Origin of the sequence: Pantoea sp. DY-5, assembly GCF_019795955.1 — a bacterium.
GTDB classification, from domain to species: domain Bacteria; phylum Pseudomonadota; class Gammaproteobacteria; order Enterobacterales; family Enterobacteriaceae; genus Pantoea; species Pantoea leporis.
The window spans coordinates 332273-348053 of sequence record NZ_JAIMIE010000002.1; the positions used below are offsets into that span (position 1 = coordinate 332273).

Annotated in this window: 16 protein-coding genes; 7 read left to right on the forward strand and 9 right to left on the reverse strand. The window is 55.4% G+C overall.

The window, feature by feature from the left end; genetic code table 11:
- Positions 1-99 precede the first annotated feature (99 nt).
- The 9 genes from K5Y30_RS09690 to K5Y30_RS09730 all read right to left on the reverse strand — a co-directional run bounded on the left by K5Y30_RS09690 (position 100) and on the right by K5Y30_RS09730 (position 8897).
- Positions 100-1002 carry a hypothetical protein gene (locus K5Y30_RS09690; protein WP_222211202.1) on the reverse strand — a complete coding sequence of 301 codons (903 nt, stop codon included), beginning with the start codon at positions 1000-1002 and terminating at the stop codon, positions 100-102.
- Positions 999-2384, reverse strand: coding sequence for a glycosyltransferase family 2 protein (locus K5Y30_RS09695; protein WP_222211204.1), 1386 nt, complete (start codon positions 2382-2384; stop codon positions 999-1001). Before K5Y30_RS09695 ends, K5Y30_RS09690 begins: the two co-directional genes overlap by 4 nt.
- Positions 2381-2824: a flagellar export protein FliJ gene (gene fliJ, locus K5Y30_RS09700; RefSeq protein WP_222185423.1), complete on the reverse strand. Its 444-nt coding sequence runs from the start codon at positions 2822-2824 to the stop codon at positions 2381-2383. Before fliJ ends, K5Y30_RS09695 begins: the two co-directional genes overlap by 4 nt.
- 8 nt (positions 2825-2832) lie before the next feature.
- Positions 2833-4146 (reverse strand): flagellar protein export ATPase FliI, encoded by a 1314-nt coding sequence (gene fliI, locus K5Y30_RS09705; protein WP_222185422.1) that lies wholly within the window; start codon positions 4144-4146, stop codon positions 2833-2835.
- A gap of 88 nt (positions 4147-4234) precedes the next feature.
- Entirely contained in the window at positions 4235-4903 is a 669-nt protein-coding gene (gene fliH / locus K5Y30_RS09710) for a flagellar assembly protein FliH (protein WP_222211206.1), read from the reverse strand.
- Positions 4904-4906: 3 nt separating this feature from the next.
- On the reverse strand, positions 4907-5947 hold the full coding sequence (locus tag K5Y30_RS09715) for a flagellar motor switch protein FliG (protein ID WP_222185420.1): 1041 nt from the start codon (positions 5945-5947) through the stop codon (positions 4907-4909).
- A complete protein-coding gene (fliF, locus tag K5Y30_RS09720) occupies positions 5925-7529 on the reverse strand; it encodes a flagellar basal-body MS-ring/collar protein FliF (RefSeq protein WP_222185419.1) in 1605 nt (534 codons plus the stop codon). Before fliF ends, K5Y30_RS09715 begins: the two co-directional genes overlap by 23 nt.
- A gap of 13 nt (positions 7530-7542) precedes the next feature.
- Positions 7543-7884 (reverse strand): flagellar hook-basal body complex protein FliE, encoded by a 342-nt coding sequence (locus K5Y30_RS09725; protein WP_176971773.1) that lies wholly within the window; start codon positions 7882-7884, stop codon positions 7543-7545.
- A 17-nt stretch (positions 7885-7901) separates the two neighbouring features.
- Positions 7902-8897 carry a sigma-54-dependent Fis family transcriptional regulator gene (locus K5Y30_RS09730; RefSeq protein WP_255602699.1) on the reverse strand — a complete coding sequence of 332 codons (996 nt, stop codon included), beginning with the start codon at positions 8895-8897 and terminating at the stop codon, positions 7902-7904.
- Between the two features lie 541 nt (positions 8898-9438).
- On the opposite strand from K5Y30_RS09730, the gene K5Y30_RS09735 reads away from it, so the two are divergent.
- The 7 genes from K5Y30_RS09735 to K5Y30_RS09765 are packed head-to-tail and all read left to right on the forward strand — an operon-like array spanning position 9439 to position 15676.
- The gene (locus K5Y30_RS09735; protein WP_255602698.1) at positions 9439-10272 is read left to right on the forward strand and encodes a FliM/FliN family flagellar motor C-terminal domain-containing protein; all 834 of its coding nucleotides are present in this window, start codon (positions 9439-9441) and stop codon (positions 10270-10272) included.
- 1 nt (position 10273) lies between these two features.
- Positions 10274-10639: a flagellar motor switch protein FliN gene (gene fliN / locus K5Y30_RS09740; RefSeq protein ID WP_137386526.1), complete on the forward strand. Its 366-nt coding sequence runs from the start codon at positions 10274-10276 to the stop codon at positions 10637-10639.
- 5 nt (positions 10640-10644) lie between these two features.
- Positions 10645-11406, forward strand: a complete 762-nt coding sequence (gene fliP, locus K5Y30_RS09745) for a flagellar type III secretion system pore protein FliP (RefSeq protein WP_222185415.1) — start codon at positions 10645-10647, stop codon at positions 11404-11406.
- Complete coding sequence (gene fliQ, locus K5Y30_RS09750; RefSeq protein ID WP_168197468.1) at positions 11403-11675, forward strand: flagellar biosynthesis protein FliQ; 273 nt, start codon at positions 11403-11405, stop codon at positions 11673-11675. The genes fliP and fliQ overlap by 4 nt, the downstream gene beginning before the upstream one ends.
- Before the next feature lie 2 nt (positions 11676-11677).
- Positions 11678-12451 carry a flagellar biosynthetic protein FliR gene (fliR, locus tag K5Y30_RS09755; RefSeq protein WP_222185414.1) on the forward strand — a complete coding sequence of 258 codons (774 nt, stop codon included), beginning with the start codon at positions 11678-11680 and terminating at the stop codon, positions 12449-12451.
- Positions 12451-13587, forward strand: coding sequence for a flagellar biosynthesis protein FlhB (gene flhB, locus K5Y30_RS09760; RefSeq protein WP_222211208.1), 1137 nt, complete (start codon positions 12451-12453; stop codon positions 13585-13587). The genes fliR and flhB overlap by 1 nt, the downstream gene beginning before the upstream one ends.
- Positions 13574-15676, forward strand: a complete 2103-nt coding sequence (locus K5Y30_RS09765; RefSeq protein WP_222185412.1) for a flagellar biosynthesis protein FlhA — start codon at positions 13574-13576, stop codon at positions 15674-15676. Before flhB ends, K5Y30_RS09765 begins: the two co-directional genes overlap by 14 nt.
- Positions 15677-15781 lie beyond the last annotated feature (105 nt).

A 15781-nucleotide genomic window follows, 5' to 3' on the forward strand; every position in this document is an offset into this window, starting at 1 on the left:
GGTAATTTGTGCAAATCGGTCGCCATGAAAGGCGACCTGCTGGGTTTTCGTAGGGTGCGCATTCATGCGCACCTGGAAAAGTGATGACGGCCGCTTCATTTACTTCAGCAGTGACAAACCGATTAACAGCGCATTATCTTCGCTCAGCACTGGCAAAGTCTGACGCTCCCACGCAGCAAACAGCGCTGCCAATGCCGCATTATCCAGCTCACACTGTTCAGCCAATAACAGGCCGAAGATTACCTGCATGCCGAACACCCGCTGGCACAGCTGTAAAAACGCCGTTTCCCACTGCGCATCGGAAGTGCCGGGGAATACACCGTGATAAGCATGCCACAGCAGATAGTTGCGCCACATAGTCGTCTTCTGCTGCATAAAGCTTTGTAATTGCACATCTTCACGCAGCTCCGCCAGCAGCGGTAACAACTGTGCATCACTCAACATGGCTAATTCATTTAATTTCATTACCAGCGTCATACCAGTAAGCGGATCGAGGTTAGCATCGATTTCTACCTGCGCCAGCTGACGTAGCGCAGCCAATGGATACGCATCAATAGCCGGTAATGCAAGAAAAGCCTCGGCCAATAGGCCGCTATTCATCAACGTCAGCAGCTCTTCCCCCACCTGAAGAATGTCTTCTGCTTGCTGTAATTGCTGGCATTTGCTCAGCAGCACGCCCACAGCATAAAGCTTCTCTGCCAGCGGCGCTTCCTCGTTACTCAGCAGGAAAATCGCCTGCTGGTTGAGCATTTGTAAGCGCGAGCAGAGTGCCGGCGCATCCAGCGCCGCAGCAGAGCTATGCTGCAGGGCAAAAGCATCGTCATCAAATAAAATGGTGGATGCCGCGCTGTCGCAGCTTAGCTCTGCACTGGCACGCTGCTCTTCACGCCAGCGCAGTTGCAGCAGCGGTTTTTCACCGTTGCAGCCAGCGCAGCGGCACTGCCAGGGTTGCGCCTGCAGGCGAGTCACATATTCCGGGGTATAACTGTTTGCGGTATTCATGGTTGCTCCTGTGCACCGTCTTGCGGCACGATACCTAATTTACGGAAAAAGCGCGCCGTACATGCCTGCCCATCATCATCTTCACTGCGGAAGAACATGCTGGGATAGAGGGCAAACCAGCGCAGGTCCGCAGTATTGAGATAACCAGCTGCTGTCAGCTGATCCTGTAAACGTTCGATTAAAGGTGCATACGCCTGCTGATTTACACAGCAGGCCAGATGCGGCAGCGATTGCACGGTGGGGCTGATAACACCTTCCAGCTGGCTGAGAATCCAGCCCTCATTAAGTTCGGCGGCCAGATGAAAACCATCCCATTCAACGTGGTTAAGCGCGCGCAGCAGGCGATTAAGTGCATCAATACCACGCTGCTGACGCACCCAATGGAGGCGGCTGTCGAGCAGCAAATAGTTTGGCCACTGCTCGCGCTGGGCACGTTGCGTCACGGCCAAATGCGTCAGGCGGGAATCGTTCTCCACAGACTCAATCTGTTCCAGCTGCGCCTGCGATAAGCCGGCATCCAGCAGTCGTTGGCTAAACGCGGCTGCCATGTTGGCATCGTCGCCCACCAGCACCACGCGATGGAAAAAGGCCCAGTTCGGCTGTTGTGATAACGGTGCCTGATGCAGTCGCTGATAAAATTTGCGAACAAAGGTATCGGGCACCGCCTCTTCAAGCGTGGAGCTCTGCGCTTCGCAGGAGGCAAGAACAAAATCTTTATCGAAAGTATTCCTGCTGTGCGACACACAAAGAATCGAGCGCCATGGATCCAGTAGCAGTACCGGTGCGGTGAAGTAATTGGTGAAGCCTTCCTCTTCGGCTAGCGTGGCAAGATCGTCATAGCGATGTTTTTTGAGGAAGTTACGGTGATAGGCAAAAGTGCCATTCAACACGTTACGCTTCCCATTATCGCTGGTCATAAAGATGCGATTAACGTGGCTGTACCAAATTGGGATCACGTTACAGGCCGCAAATAACGCGTTATGGCGACGCATTTCGTTAATGGTGTAACTGAGCTTATCGACGCGATAAAAATCATCGTCGTCCATACAAACAATATATTCGCCGCGCGCCAGTTCATTCACCCGATTGCGCTTGGCGCCAATCGTCATGCGTTCGCTGAGATGGTAATAGCGGATCAGCTCAGGATGCGGCGAGTAGCGCGTCAGCGAGGCAATCAGATCGGCGTTGCTCTCTGGAGAATCATCCAGAATCACCAGTTCACGGCGATCGGCCGGATAATCCTGATACTGGAACATATAGAGCAGATAAGGCAGAAACTCGCGGCGGTTCCACGTTGGCGTCACCACGCTGATAAACGGCAGTTCGCCCCTTTTCAGCGGCTGACGTTTGCTCATCAATTGGTTAAACAGCGGGTTGCTCATGCAAATTTTCCTCGATTGCGCAGCCAGCACTGCATGGCCTGCGCATCAGTGAGTTTCTGCTGCTGTTGTTGACGCGCCTGTGCCAGCGCCTGCTGCTGTTGCTCCAGCACCAGCGACACGGTTTTCTCCTGACACGCATGGCTGATCAGCTCGGTTTGCAGTTCATCCTGCTGTTTTTCCGCCAGTGCCGACGCCTGCGTCTGCCAATCAATCACGCGCTGAATATTGGTTTTATAACGCGCCAGATTGGTCAGCTGCGTGGCATTCGCCCCTTCTGTGCTGGTGCCGCCACCCAAACGATTGAGCGCCGAAATATTATTTTGATAGCGCTGCACCAGCTGCTTTTGCTGCGCCAGCTGGCTGCTGAGATCGTTCACTTTGCGCTCGCGCATTTCGCGCAGCTGCGTCAGGGTAGCGATCATTTTTTGTTTTCTGATCATGCCTTGCCTTATGCCTGGCTCAGGGCCAGCAGGTCATTAATGGATTGCGCCAGCGCGGCGGGTTGATCCACCGTCTGGCACAGGAAACTGGTAATTGCTGGCTGCAGGCGGACCGCGCGATCGGCCTGCGCATCAACGCCCGCAACATAGCCGCCCAGCGGCAGCAGCGGTTTGATCGCCATGTAATCGGCATACAGCTGCTTGAGCATACGCGCTGCCAACTGATGATCTTTGTCGGTGATTTGGCTCATGCAGCGGCTGATGCTTTGCCCGATATCGATCGCCGGATAGTGGCCCGATTCGGCCAGCGCACGCGTCAACACAATGTGGCCATCCAGCACTGCACGCGCGCAGTCAACGATCGGATCCTGCTGGTCATCACCTTCCGCCAGCACGGTGTAAATGGCGGTCATACTGCCGTTCGAGGCACTGTTACCCGCGCTCTCCACCAGCTTGGGAATGATGCCAAACGCCGAAGGCGGATAGCCTTTGGTGGCTGGCGGTTCGCCGAGTGACAGCGCAATTTCGCGCTGCGCCATGGCGTAACGCGTCAGTGAATCCACCAGCAGCAACACGTCATAACCGGCATCGCGATACCACGCCGCCAGCGTGTGGCAGAGCTCGGTGGCTTTCATGCGCATCAGCGGCGATTCATCTGCCGGCGCAGCCACCACCACCGATTTCGCCATGCCAGCCGGGCCGAGCGAGTGGTCGATAAACTCTTTGACTTCGCGGCCACGTTCGCCAATCAGACCAACGATCACCACCTGCGCATTGGTGCTGCGGGTGATCATGCCGAGCAGCACGCTTTTACCTACGCCCGAACCGGCCATTAAACCGACGCGCTGGCCTTTACCGATGGTCAGCAGACCGTTGATGGCGTTGACGCCGACATCCAGCGGTTCCACCACGGCTTTACGCGTCAGCGGATGGATTTGCGTTGGCTGCGTTGGCAGCACCTCATCGCCGCCAAGCTTGCCTTTGCCGTCGATCGCTTCGCCCAGGCCGTTTACCACGCGTCCGAGCCAGCTTTCGCCAATCAGGATGTCGCTCTGTTTTTCCTCGGGAAAAACGCGGGCGCCAGCCATCAGTCCTTCCGGGCTTTTGAACGGCATCAGCCAGGTGACATCACGATCGAATCCCACCACCTGCGCGGCCAGCAACGTGCCATCGGCCTGCTCGACGTTGCAGCGCTGGCCGACGGCTAAGCGGCAACCGACGCTTTCCAGCAGAATGCCGTTAACGCGCACCAGCCGTCCGGCGACACGCGCCAGCGGGATGTTTTCCAGCGATTGCAGTAGAGTGTTGAAGGATTGCGTCATGATGGATCCTGTTAGTTTTTGTGCGGCCTGCCCGGTGCGCATAAATGCGCCGATGTAGGGTCGCCATTCATGGCGATCGGCCTGACACTTACAAATTCTCCTGCAGCACACTCATGCACTGGCTCAAACGTTGATTGCAGCCGATATCCATCTCGCTGGCATCGGTAACAATGCGGCACTCGCCGGGCTCCATTTCGCTGTCGGCAACTAAGCCCCAGCTTTTTACCTTCTTCGGCTCCAGCTCTTTGATACGGCTGAACTCTTCCGCATTCATCAACACACGCAGCTGCTTTGGCCGCTCCGGCAAGCTGGTCAGCGCTTCGTCTACCAGCGCCAGCAGCTGTGAAGGCTGCAACGCCAGCTCAACGCGGATCACCTGGCGCGTCACTTTCTCGACCAGCGCTAACAATTCGCTTTTACGGCGCTCTTCATGTTCATCCAGCTGCTGCTGCAACTGTCTGCTCAACGCATCCAGTGGCTCACCAGCGCTTAGAAAGTGCTCCAGCGCCTGCTGCTTGCCCGCATCAAAACCCTGCTGCTTACCTTCGGCACGCCCACGCTCAACGCCTTCCTCGTAACCCTGGCTGCTACCCTGCTCTAAACCCTGAGCAAAACCATCGCTAATGCCCTGCTGAAAACCATCCATCAGCTGCTGTTGCAGCGTGGCGGAATCGGCAGGCACGCCGGATTCGTCCGTGCGCTGCCAGGCTTTGCGCAGCGGGGGAAACTGATGCAAACGCATCTGTTTGCTGGTCATCGCTTACTCCACCGTTTGTTCGCTAAACAGCTGAATCTGGATCTCGCCGCTTTCCGCCAGTTCACGCACGCGCGTCATGATCTCTTTGCGCACCTGCTCAATACGGCTGATCGGCACAGGACCAAGGCGCGAAGTGGTGTTCTGCAACAGCTGCACCTGACGGCGCGGCATGGCATCGTAAATCGCCTGGCTCAACATCGGCTCGGTGCCTTTCAGCGCCACCGCCCATTGATCCATTGGCACCTCTTCCAGCAGACGCCCAAGGACCGTGCTGTTCTGGCGGCTGAGGATAAAGAACTCGTACATTTCGCTTTTCAGCTCATCCACCACCGCTTCATCACGCATCTCCAACTGCGCCAGTAGCGCCTGCTGATTGCCGCTGATGCGGTTAACGATGTTGGCAGCCTGACGCATGCCCTGCACTTTCGAACCGTGTTCGGACAGCACCGCCACGCCGCGATCGATCAGGCGATCCAGCTCATCCACCACATCGCGGTTGATGTCATCAAGACGCGCCACGCGATAGAGAATTTCGTCCTGACGCGATTCGTCGAGCTGCGCCAGCACGCCAGCGGCGACATCCGGCGGCAGGAAGGCGAGAAAGACCGCCTGCAACTGGAGATGTTCCTGGGCGATCATCGCCGCCAGCTGCGGCGTATCGACCCACTGCAACCGCGCCATCCGATGACGAATCTCATCGCCGTAGATGCCGTTAATGACGCTGCGGGCGATTTCACCGCCCAACGCACGTTCAAGGATGTTGCGCAGATAGCTGCGCGACGCGCCGTTAATGCCGCTCTGTTCGCGGTATTCCTGGAAAAAATTGTTCATCGCCAGGCGGGCATGCGTCAGCTTGACGCCGTGCAGGCGCGCCATGGTTTCCGACAGACGCAGCACTTCTTCACGGCTCATCTTGCTCATCACCTGCGCCGCGGCTTCTTCGCCGATGCTCAGCAGCACGATGGCGGCCTGCTCAAGACGCGAACGCACCTTGGTGGTCTGGTCGCTGCTTTTGCTGTTTTTACTTTCTGTTGCTTCGCTCATTGCTGCTGATCCATTGTTTCAACACTTCGGCGACGCGATCGGTTTCGCTCTGCGCCAGGTTTTGGAGATGATTAATTTTGGTTTCGAGGCCCGAGCTCTGCGGCGGTAAGTTGTCGTCGCCGTTAAAGCTGTTGCCCGGCAATACCGGTGTATCCTCTTCCGCTTCGGCCACGGCTGCTGGCAGCGCGACGCTGGCTTCAGACACCTCGCTAGCGGCCGGTTGGCGCGCCACGCGGCGCATCATCGGCAGCAGACCAAACAGAATCACCAGCAGTGCCAGCAGGCCAATGCCGCCGCGCTCCGCCCACAGCAGCGTGCTGTCGCGTTCCCACCACGGCAGCGCCTCTTCGGGCTGCACTTCCGGCTGATTAAAGGCCAGCAAGGCCAGCGACAATTCATCGCCGCGCTCGCTATCGATACCAGCCGCTTTGGTCAACAAGGCGTTGATTTGCGTTTGGTTATCCGCTGTCCAGCCCTGCACCACCGCCGCGTTTTGATTCAGCACCACGGCCACGGTCAGTTTCTGCACCTGATAGCCCTGATGTTTAATATGGCGAACATCGCGATCCCAGTTGAACTGGCGCTGTGCCTGATTACGCGAGGACATCTGCGGTTGTGCGTTGTTTTGCGCGGGTGCATTGGCCGGACGGTTGCTGAGCGACCCCGGAATACCGACCGCCAGCTGCTCGGTGGTGTTGTCCTGCGCCAGCTGCTCACTCGCCACGCGCGGTTCGTTAAGGAAGCGTTCCTGCGTCTCTTCGACCTGGCTGAAGTCAACGCGCGGCACCACGCTTACGCGGAAGTTTTCATGTCCCAGCACCGGCACCAGCAGGTTGGCAATGTTGCGTTCCACCTGCTCACGCATCTGCTGCACCATCTCGCCGCTATTACGCAGGCCGGTGCGGCCATTTAGCTGGTCAGCGATATTCGCCGACAGCAGCGCGCCTTTTTGATCGACCACGCTTACCAGTTCGGCCTTCATGCCCGGTACGCTGTTCGCCACCAGGCTCACCACCGCGCCAACCTGTTCGTCGCTGAGTTGACGACCATATTTCAGGCGCAGAACCACGGAAGCGGTGCTGTTCGGTTTATTGGAAAGGACAAACGAGCTGGTTTCCGAAATGCCGAGATGCACGCGGGCAAACTCAACGCTGTCGAGCGCCATGATGCTCTGCGCCAGTTCGCCTTCCATGCTGCGGCGCAGACGTACGTTCTGCACGAACTGGCTGCTGCCGAGCATCTCTTCTTTATCCATCAGCTCGTAGCCATCTGGCGTGGCTGCGCGGATGCCTTTCGCGGCCAGCGCCATACGCGCCTTAGGTAAATCATCTTCGCGCACCAGCACCATGCCGCTGTCGGGCGCGACGCGATAATTCAGTCCTTCACCGCTCAGCGTGGCCACTACTTCGGACATCGGCAGGTTCTCCTGCGTGCCGAACAGCGTGGTCCACTTGTTATTGCTCTGCCACAGCAGCGCCACGATCACTGCGGTGATCACCGCTGCAATCGCCGCAGGGAGCAGCCATTTTTTCACTATCGCCTGCAGGTTCGCAGGCAACAGCGCTTGTAATTTATCCAGCACGTCTCAACTCCATTTACATTGGGCTATTGATGACTTCATCGAAGCCCTGTTGCAGCTTGTTACGCACCTGCATCAGCGCCGAGAACGCCACACTGGCTTTCTGACTTTCGATCATCGCGCCACTCAAATCATCGCTCAGGCCCATATCGATGGCCGTTTGCTTCTGCGAAGCGACATGCTGCTGGCGGTCAACGCTGCCGACGGCGCCCTTCAGCACATCAGTGAAACTCGGGGTGCTGAGCGAAGCCATTTGACCGGCTGGCGCGATAGGGCTGGTTTGTGCCTGCAGCTGCATACGTTGCATCTCGGCCATCATGTTGCCCTGTACGCCGATAGCGGGAAGTTTGTCTAACATTGCGTAGTTCTCTTTTATCAGGCGCAGCCGAGGTCAAAGCCTTGCTCGCGCATGGAGGCCAGTCGATAGCGCAGCGCGCGTGGAGTGATGCCAAGAAACTCGGCGGTTTTGGATTTGTTGCCCTGATTGCGTTTCAGCAAATCAAGGATGTACTGCGATTCGGCACGACGACCGTGACTCTTAATCTGGCATTCTTCGGCGTTGGCGGCGTCGCCCAGCTGCTGCACCATCACTTCCGGTAGCAAGGTAGTGCTGACTTTCAGGTTGAAGCAGCCCGCGTGCAGATCGCCATCGGCGCACATAATCAGGCCGCGTTGCATGATGTTTTCCAGCTCACGCACGTTGCCCGGCCAGCTGTAGCTTTCCAGCGCCTGACGGCCACATTCGGTGATGCGCGGTTGGTGTTTGACGAAAGCCTTATATTTTTCAATGAAGCGTTCAGCTAACGGCAGGATATCTGCGGTACGTTCACGCAGCGGCGTGATGTGCATTGGCACCACCGACAGGCGGTAGAACAGGTCCTGACGGAAACGCCCTTCGGCGATCTCCACTTCCAAATCTTTATTAGTAGAAGCAATTAAACGTATATCGAGCGGAATCTTTTTATGGCTGCCGAGGCGCTCAACTTCCTGCTCCTGTAATACGCGCAGTAATTTAACCTGCAGCGCTAACGGCATATCACCGATTTCATCAAGTAATAATGTGCCGCCGTTGGCCAATTCAAATTTACCTGGCTGGCTACTGACCGCACCGGTAAACGCACCTTTTTCATATCCGAATAAAATCGCTTCCAGCATATTCTCTGGAATCGCTGCACAGTTAACACCAACGTAAGGTGCTGACTGTTTAAATGCGTGTTGATGAATATACTTCGCCACGCACTCTTTACCGGTGCCAGTTTCACCGGTAATTAATACCGGCACATTGAATTTTGCTACACGTTGCGCCAGTGCAAACAGATTCACACTCGATGAAGCCTGAGCGATAAAGCGATCATCATTATTCTTTTGCATTGAGTCAGCCATATTCATAATGAAAATTTCCTGAACACCGAGTAAGAGACGCATCTTTATAAGAAAAAGAGTTGCCTTTATTACGCATGACATTTCATACGTTTTCCGAAGGTGAAAGCCAGACTATTCGTTATTAAGAATCGACTTATATCAAGCCCGGTAAAGATGCCGAATTGCTGGTTCCGCCTGTGTTGTGCGCTGAGTATACGTATCGGACTATTCCTAGCTAGCATCTTCGCAGTATTAAAAGATTAATCCATGCTTATTAGTTACTTAACAAATTTAATTAATCTGATTCTCGGTTTTCAATTAATGGATTAATAAGTTTTTCCACCTTGTTTTAATTAGACGGAAACGTTTTAATTTGCACCAGAGAAAACATCTCGCTTAATAAAGATTAGAAGATTCCTATATCAGCAAATTCTTATTAATTAAGACGTGACTGATAAAAGGGAATCACCAGCGGGATCGCATTCATTCTATTAAAGACAGGTTCACCCTGACACACGGAAGCATGAAGATGCGCACGAAATCCAATCGGATGAGAATCTATACCCCAGAAAATCAGCCTGAGCTGATGAAACTGGAAGTCAATAAACTCGGTCGCCCGTATCACAAGGTCCCGAAAGTATTTAAAGATAATAGCGATCGCTTAGACGCCAAGCTGGGTATCTATTTTCTGAAGAAGTTTCGTGTCGATGTCAGTTTGCGCGATATGCAATTTCAGATGGATTGTGCGGTTAAGCAGGCCACCATTTTCAGCAGTGAATTGGGTAACCTGGCATTTCGCCTCGACCGCGCCTTATTACTGAATATTTTACACGACTATTACGGATTATCACGCGACGACCAGCATGAGTTAACGGCCGATAATTTCCCGGTAACCAAAACGGAAGAGCGTTTGCAAATGAAACTGGCCAGCGAGCTGGTGCATTTAATTTGCGGTGACGAGTTATTTACCGAAGCGCTGAACATTAAACCAGACCCGGCATCGTTATTAACCCAATGGTCTTATCGTGTGGATTTCTTCCTTGACGGTTACAGCAATGGCAAGTTCTCGCTGCTGCTGGATGCCGCGCACGTTGACCGTTTACTCAGCACGCTGCGCCAACCTGCCGAGGCGAATCGCAACACGCCAGTGCCTACCCGTCCACACAGCTTTAAGCAGTTGCCGGTGCGCCTGCGCGGACGCTTAGCCACGCTGCCGATGACGGTAGCGGACCTGGCACGTCTGAAGCCGGACGATGTCCTGCCCTTTGCCATGAATGACCGCATTCCACTGCTGGTGGGCGATCAACCGTTGTTTAGCGCCGTAATCTGCGAAGAGCGCGGCAAACTCTTTTTCTCCGAATTCAGTGAACGTACGAGTGAATAACATGAGCGATTTAAATGATTTAGCCACTGCGTTGGACCTCGATTTTAACCTGGAAAACCAGCCTGAAACGGAAGTAGCCGAGCCGGTTACTGCGGTCACGCGTGACGCACCGCGTAACCTCGCGCTGTTCAGCCGCATTCCGGTGACGCTGACGCTGGAAGTGGCGTCGGTTGAGATCTCTCTCGCCGACCTGATTGGCGTGGGCAACGACTCGGTCATCGAACTGGATAAGCTGGCCGGTGAACCGCTGGACGTGAAAGTGAACGGCATTCTGTTTGGTAAAGCCGAAGTGGTGGTGCTGAACGACAAATATGGCCTGCGCCTGATTGAGTTTAACAACAGCGATCTTAGCGAACTGGCGGGCTAATAATAATGCGCAATTCCGGCTGGATTAAAGGAGGGCTGGCGCTGGCTGGCCTGCTGCTGGTGCCTTCATTGGCATTGGCAGAACAGAACGGACTGCCGTTGTTCTCTGCTGTGCCCTCCGCCAATGGCGGCCAGGAGTACAGCGTAAAAGTTGAAATTCTGATTCTGATGACGCTGCTCGGCTTGCTGCCGATCATGATGCTGATGATGACCTGTTTTACCCGCTTTATCATTGTGCTGGCTCTGCTGCGTCAGGCAATTGGCCTGCAGCAAAGCCCGCCGAACAAAGTGCTGACCGGCATCGCGCTGGTGCTGACGCTGCTGGTGATGCGTCCGGTGTGGACCAACGTCTATGACAACGCGGTTGTCCCATATCAGAACAATGAAATCAGCCTGCAACAGGCGCTGAGCACCGGTCAGGTGCCGCTGAAAAAGTTCATGCTGTCGCAAACTCACAGCACCTCGCTGGCGCAGATCATGACCATTGCGAACGCGACCGGCGAGCCGGAAGCGCAAGATCTCACTATCATCGCGCCGGCCTTTGTGCTGAGCGAGCTGAAAACCGCCTTTAAAATTGGCTTCATGATCTACATCCCGTTCCTGGTGATCGACCTGATCGTCGCCAGTATTTTGATGGCGATGGGGATGATGATGTTGTCACCGCTGATTGTTTCCCTGCCGTTCAAACTGATTCTGTTTGTGCTGTGTGACGGTTGGTCGCTGATTGTTGGCACGCTGACGCAGAGCGTACAGGGGCTGGGATTATGATGAATATCGACATCGCCGGCGACATTTTGGCACAAGGTCTGAAGCTGGTGCTGATGATCTCCGCCGTTGCCATCGTGCCGAGCCTGATCACCGGCCTGCTGGTGAGTATTTTCCAGGCGACTACCCAGATCAACGAACAGACGCTGAGCTTTCTGCCGCGTCTGATCATGACGCTGCTGGTGCTGGTATTTGCCGGTAAATGGATGCTGACGCAGCTGATCGATTTCACCCAGCTGATCTTTCAGCAAGCCGCGCAGCTAGTAGGCTAACGATGGATATCGCCATCAACGATCTGATCCAACCGATCTTCGCGCTGTGGCTGCCTTTCGTGCGCATCTATGCCTTTATGCACTTTTGCCCGCTGCTGGATAACCGGGCTTTTTCACGCAAGGCCAAACTCGGCCTGGCGCTGCTACTGAGCATCATTATGACGCCGATGCTGGCGCATAACGTGGTGCTGCGTGATCTGATGTCGGTGCAGAGTTTGATTCTGACCGGCGAACAAATTCTTTGGGGCTTCCTGTTTGGCCAGATGCTGTGGTGGACCTTCTGGGCGCTGCAGACAGCGGGCAATATTTTGTCGATGAACATGGGCCTCGGCATGGCGGTGATGAACGATCCCACCAGCGGCAGTTCCACCATGGTGATCTCACAGATTATTCAGGTGTGGGCCGCGCTGCTGTTTTTCAGCATGGATGGGCATTTGCTGCTGATGTCGATTCTGTTTAGCGGCTTTACCTACTGGCCGATTGGTCAGGCGATTAATGAAGTTTCCCTGCGTACGCTATCGGGCGGCGTTGGCTGGATCTTCAGCGGCGCGCTGCTGCTGGCGATGCCCACGGTGATCATCATGATGCTGGTGCAAGGCGTATTTGGCCTGCTGAACCGCATTTCACCGACGCTAAACCTGTTCGCGCTGGGCTTCCCGATCAGCATGCTGTTCGGCCTGTTCTGCTTCACCTTGCTGATGGGCAATGTCGGCAGCCACTACCTTGAGCTTACCAATCAGGTGCTCGGTATGTTGGAAAAAATGAGGAGCTACTGATGGCCGATGCAGGAAGTGGTGATAAGAGCGAAAAACCCAGCCCGGGAAAACTGCGCAAAGCGCGCGAGAAAGGCGACATTCCTCGCTCCAAAGAGGTGAACCTGGCCGTTAGCCTGGTGATGGCGCTGGTGATGATGGGCCTGTTTTTTCCCTACTATCGGGAGTTAATCCAGGCGTCCTTTCAGGCCGTACGCCAGATGGCCGATCGCATCCAGGATGATGGCGCGCTGCACCAGTTCATGCTGACGCAGGTGCTGATCATCATGAAATTTATCGTCACGCTGATCCCGATCCCGTTCGCCGCCGCCCTTTCAACGCTGGTGCCGGGTGGCTGGATCTTTGTGCTGACACGCATTAAGCCAGACTTTAAAAAGCTCAATCCGATCAGCGGAGTAAAGCGCATGTTCTCGATGCAGCACTACGTTGAGGTATTGAAGATGATCGCTAAATGTTTGCTGATGCTGGCGCTGCTGTGGAGCACCATTACCGGCAATCTGACCGCGATGATGGATCTGCAAGGCCTGTTTTTACGCGACGCCATCAATCAGGGCCTGCACCTGTTCGAGTCGATGATGCGGCTGTTTATCATCACCATCGTGCTGTTCGCGGTGATTGATGTGCCGCTGACCAAATTCTTCTTCACCAAAAAAATGAAGATGTCGAAGAAAGAGGTGCGCGATGAGCACAAGAACAACGAAGGAAATCCGCAGGTAAAAGGCCGCATTCGTAACCTGCAGCGTCAGATGGCGATGGGCCAGATTAACAAGCAAGTGCCGCTGGCGGATGTGGTGCTCACCAACCCCACGCACTTCGCGGTGGCGCTGAAATACGACCCGAAAAAGGCCGCTGCACCCTACGTGGTGGCCAAAGGTGTGGATGACGTCGCGCTCTATATCCGCAGCGTGGCCGGTAAACACAAAATTGATGTGGTGGAGTTTCCGCCGCTGGCGCGTGCCGTTTATCACAGCACGCGTATCAACCAACAAATTCCTGCAGCCCTGTTCCGTCCGATTGCACAGGTGCTGACTTACGTGATGCAACTGCAAACCTGGCGCACCGGTCAGGGTGAAAAACCTCGGCTGGATACCCAACTGCCGAACTTAGATGAGGTAATGAAAGCTCATGAGCCAACTTAAAACGCGCCAGTTCACACAACTGCTGCGCCAGGCCCACATCGGCGTGCCAGTACTGCTGCTCAGCGTGCTGGCGATGGTGATTTTGCCGCTGCCGCCGATTGTGCTGGACGTGTTGTTCACCTTTAACATCGTGCTGGCGATCATGGTGCTGCTGGCCAGCGTGAACAGTAAACGCCCGCTGGATTTCTCCATCTTCCCGACCATTTTGCTGATCACCACGCTGATGCGTCTGACGCTCAACGTCGCCTCGACGCGCGTAGTGCTGCTCGACGGTCACGAAGGCGTCGGCGCTGCCGGTAAGGTGATTGAAGCCTTCGGTAACGTGGTGATTGGCGGTAACTTCGTCGTCGGCTTTGTGGTGTTCATCATCCTGATGATCATCAACTTTGTGGTGGTGACCAAAGGTGCTGAGCGTATCTCCGAAGTGTCAGCACGCTTTACCCTCGATGCGTTACCGGGCAAACAGATGGCGATCGATGCCGATCTGAATGCCGGTTTGATCAATCAGGAACAGGCGCGCACGCGTCGTCAGGATGTGGCCAACGAAGCTGACTTCTACGGAGCGATGGACGGTGCCTCGAAGTTCGTGCGTGGTGATGCTATCGCCGGGATCATGATCCTGATGATCAGCGTGATCGGCGGGATTTTGATCGGCATGTTCAAACACGGTTTACCGGCGGGCCAAGCCTTTGAGCAATATGTTCTGCTGACCATCGGTGATGGTTTGGTGGCGCAGATTCCATCGCTGCTGCTTTCGACCGCAGCGGCGATTATCGTGACGCGCATCAGTGATGGCGCGGATATGGGCGATGACATTAAGACGCAGCTGCTGGCACGACCGGGCACGCTGTATACCGCCTCCGCCGTGATGTTTGTGCTGGCGATTGTGCCGGGCATGCCGCATCTGGTGTTCCTGATCTTTACCGCGATGCTGCTGTTCGCTGCCTGGCGTCAAAGCCGTGGCGTGAAAGCGCCGACGCAAGATCACCACGATATGGAAGCGATCAACCAGGCGCTGACGCAGCCAGAAGATCAGCCTGCTATCGGTTGGGACAATATCCCGATGGTTGAGCCGATCGGCTTGAATCTCGGCTACAAGCTGGTGACGCTGGTAGATAAAGGCAAAGGCGCGCCGCTGACGCTGCGTATGCGCGGCGTGCGACAAGTGGTGTCAGAAACCAGCGGCGTGCTGCTGCCGGAAATCGCCCTGCGTGAGGATTTCCATCTCAAGCCGGCGCAGTACGCGATCAAGATCAACGGCGTGCGCACCGCTGTCGGCGAAGTGCATGCCGATCGTCTGATGGCGATCCCGACGCCGGAACAGTACGGTGAAATCGATGGCGTATTGGATACCGATCCGGCTTACGGCATGGCGGTGACGTGGATTCTGCCCGAGCAGAAAGCTAAAGCGCTGAACCTGGGTTATCAGGTAGTGGATTGCGCCAGCGTGGTGGCTACGCATGTGAATAAAGTGGTGCGCGAGAACCTGCCCGAGCTGTTTAACTACGATGACATTACCCAGCTGCATCAGCGTCTGGCGAACGTGGCGCCTAAGCTGTCTGAAGATGTGAATGCGGCGGTGAACTACAGCTTGCAGCTAAAAGTGTATCGTCTGCTGCTGAACGATCAGGTGTCGCTGAAAGACATCATCACCATCGCCACGACGTTGCTGGAGAGCGCGGCGATCACCAAAGATCCGATCCTGCTGACTTCCGATGTGCGCTATGCCTTGCGCCGTGCGATGGTGGCGGCGATTGCGCCGGACAACAAACCGCTGTCGGCGTATACGCTGGAAAACAGTTTGGAGAACCTGCTGCTGGCGGCGCTCAATCAGGCGCAGCAAGCCGGTAAAGTGGCGCTGGATAGCTTCCCGGTTGATCCAAATATCCTGACGCAGCTGCAGAGCACGCTGCCGGTGATGATGGAGCAGTTGAAAGCGCAGAACCTGACACAGGTGCTGCTGGTGACGCCGCAATTGCGTCCATTGATTGCGCGCTACGCACGTCTGTTTGCTAATGGCTTGAATGTGCTGTCTTACAACGAAGTGCCAGATGAGGCGAATTTGCAGATTGTGGGGCAAGTAAGTTAGATCGTGCTGGCTGTACCAGATTGTGCTCGCTGTCCCCCATCCCGGCCTTCCCCCGCTAGCGGGGGAAGGAGATGCTGCCACATGCAGCTTCATCACAGGCATGTG

Bases quoted from the DNA above. Each gene is read 5' to 3' on its own strand.
- K5Y30_RS09765 (WP_222185412.1), top strand. From the start codon at position 13,574: ATGAGCCAACTTAAAACGCGCCAGTTCACACAACTGCTGCGCCAGGCC.
- K5Y30_RS09735 (WP_255602698.1), top strand. From the start codon at position 9,439: ATGAGAATCTATACCCCAGAAAATCAGCCTGAGCTGATGAAACTGGAA.
- fliH (WP_222211206.1), bottom strand. From the start codon at position 4,903: ATGACCAGCAAACAGATGCGTTTGCATCAGTTTCCCCCGCTGCGCAAA.
- fliJ (WP_222185423.1), bottom strand. From the start codon at position 2,824: ATGATCAGAAAACAAAAAATGATCGCTACCCTGACGCAGCTGCGCGAA.
- fliQ (WP_168197468.1), top strand. From the start codon at position 11,403: ATGATGAATATCGACATCGCCGGCGACATTTTGGCACAAGGTCTGAAG.
- fliI (WP_222185422.1), bottom strand. From the start codon at position 4,146: ATGACGCAATCCTTCAACACTCTACTGCAATCGCTGGAAAACATCCCG.
- K5Y30_RS09690 (WP_222211202.1), bottom strand. From the start codon at position 1,002: ATGAATACCGCAAACAGTTATACCCCGGAATATGTGACTCGCCTGCAG.
- K5Y30_RS09730 (WP_255602699.1), bottom strand. From the start codon at position 8,897: ATGCAAAAGAATAATGATGATCGCTTTATCGCTCAGGCTTCATCGAGT.
- flhB (WP_222211208.1), top strand. From the start codon at position 12,451: ATGGCCGATGCAGGAAGTGGTGATAAGAGCGAAAAACCCAGCCCGGGA.
- fliP (WP_222185415.1), top strand. From the start codon at position 10,645: ATGCGCAATTCCGGCTGGATTAAAGGAGGGCTGGCGCTGGCTGGCCTG.
- K5Y30_RS09695 (WP_222211204.1), bottom strand. From the start codon at position 2,384: ATGAGCAACCCGCTGTTTAACCAATTGATGAGCAAACGTCAGCCGCTG.
- K5Y30_RS09725 (WP_176971773.1), bottom strand. From the start codon at position 7,884: ATGTTAGACAAACTTCCCGCTATCGGCGTACAGGGCAACATGATGGCC.
- K5Y30_RS09715 (WP_222185420.1), bottom strand. From the start codon at position 5,947: ATGAGCGAAGCAACAGAAAGTAAAAACAGCAAAAGCAGCGACCAGACC.
- fliN (WP_137386526.1), top strand. From the start codon at position 10,274: ATGAGCGATTTAAATGATTTAGCCACTGCGTTGGACCTCGATTTTAAC.
- fliR (WP_222185414.1), top strand. From the start codon at position 11,678: ATGGATATCGCCATCAACGATCTGATCCAACCGATCTTCGCGCTGTGG.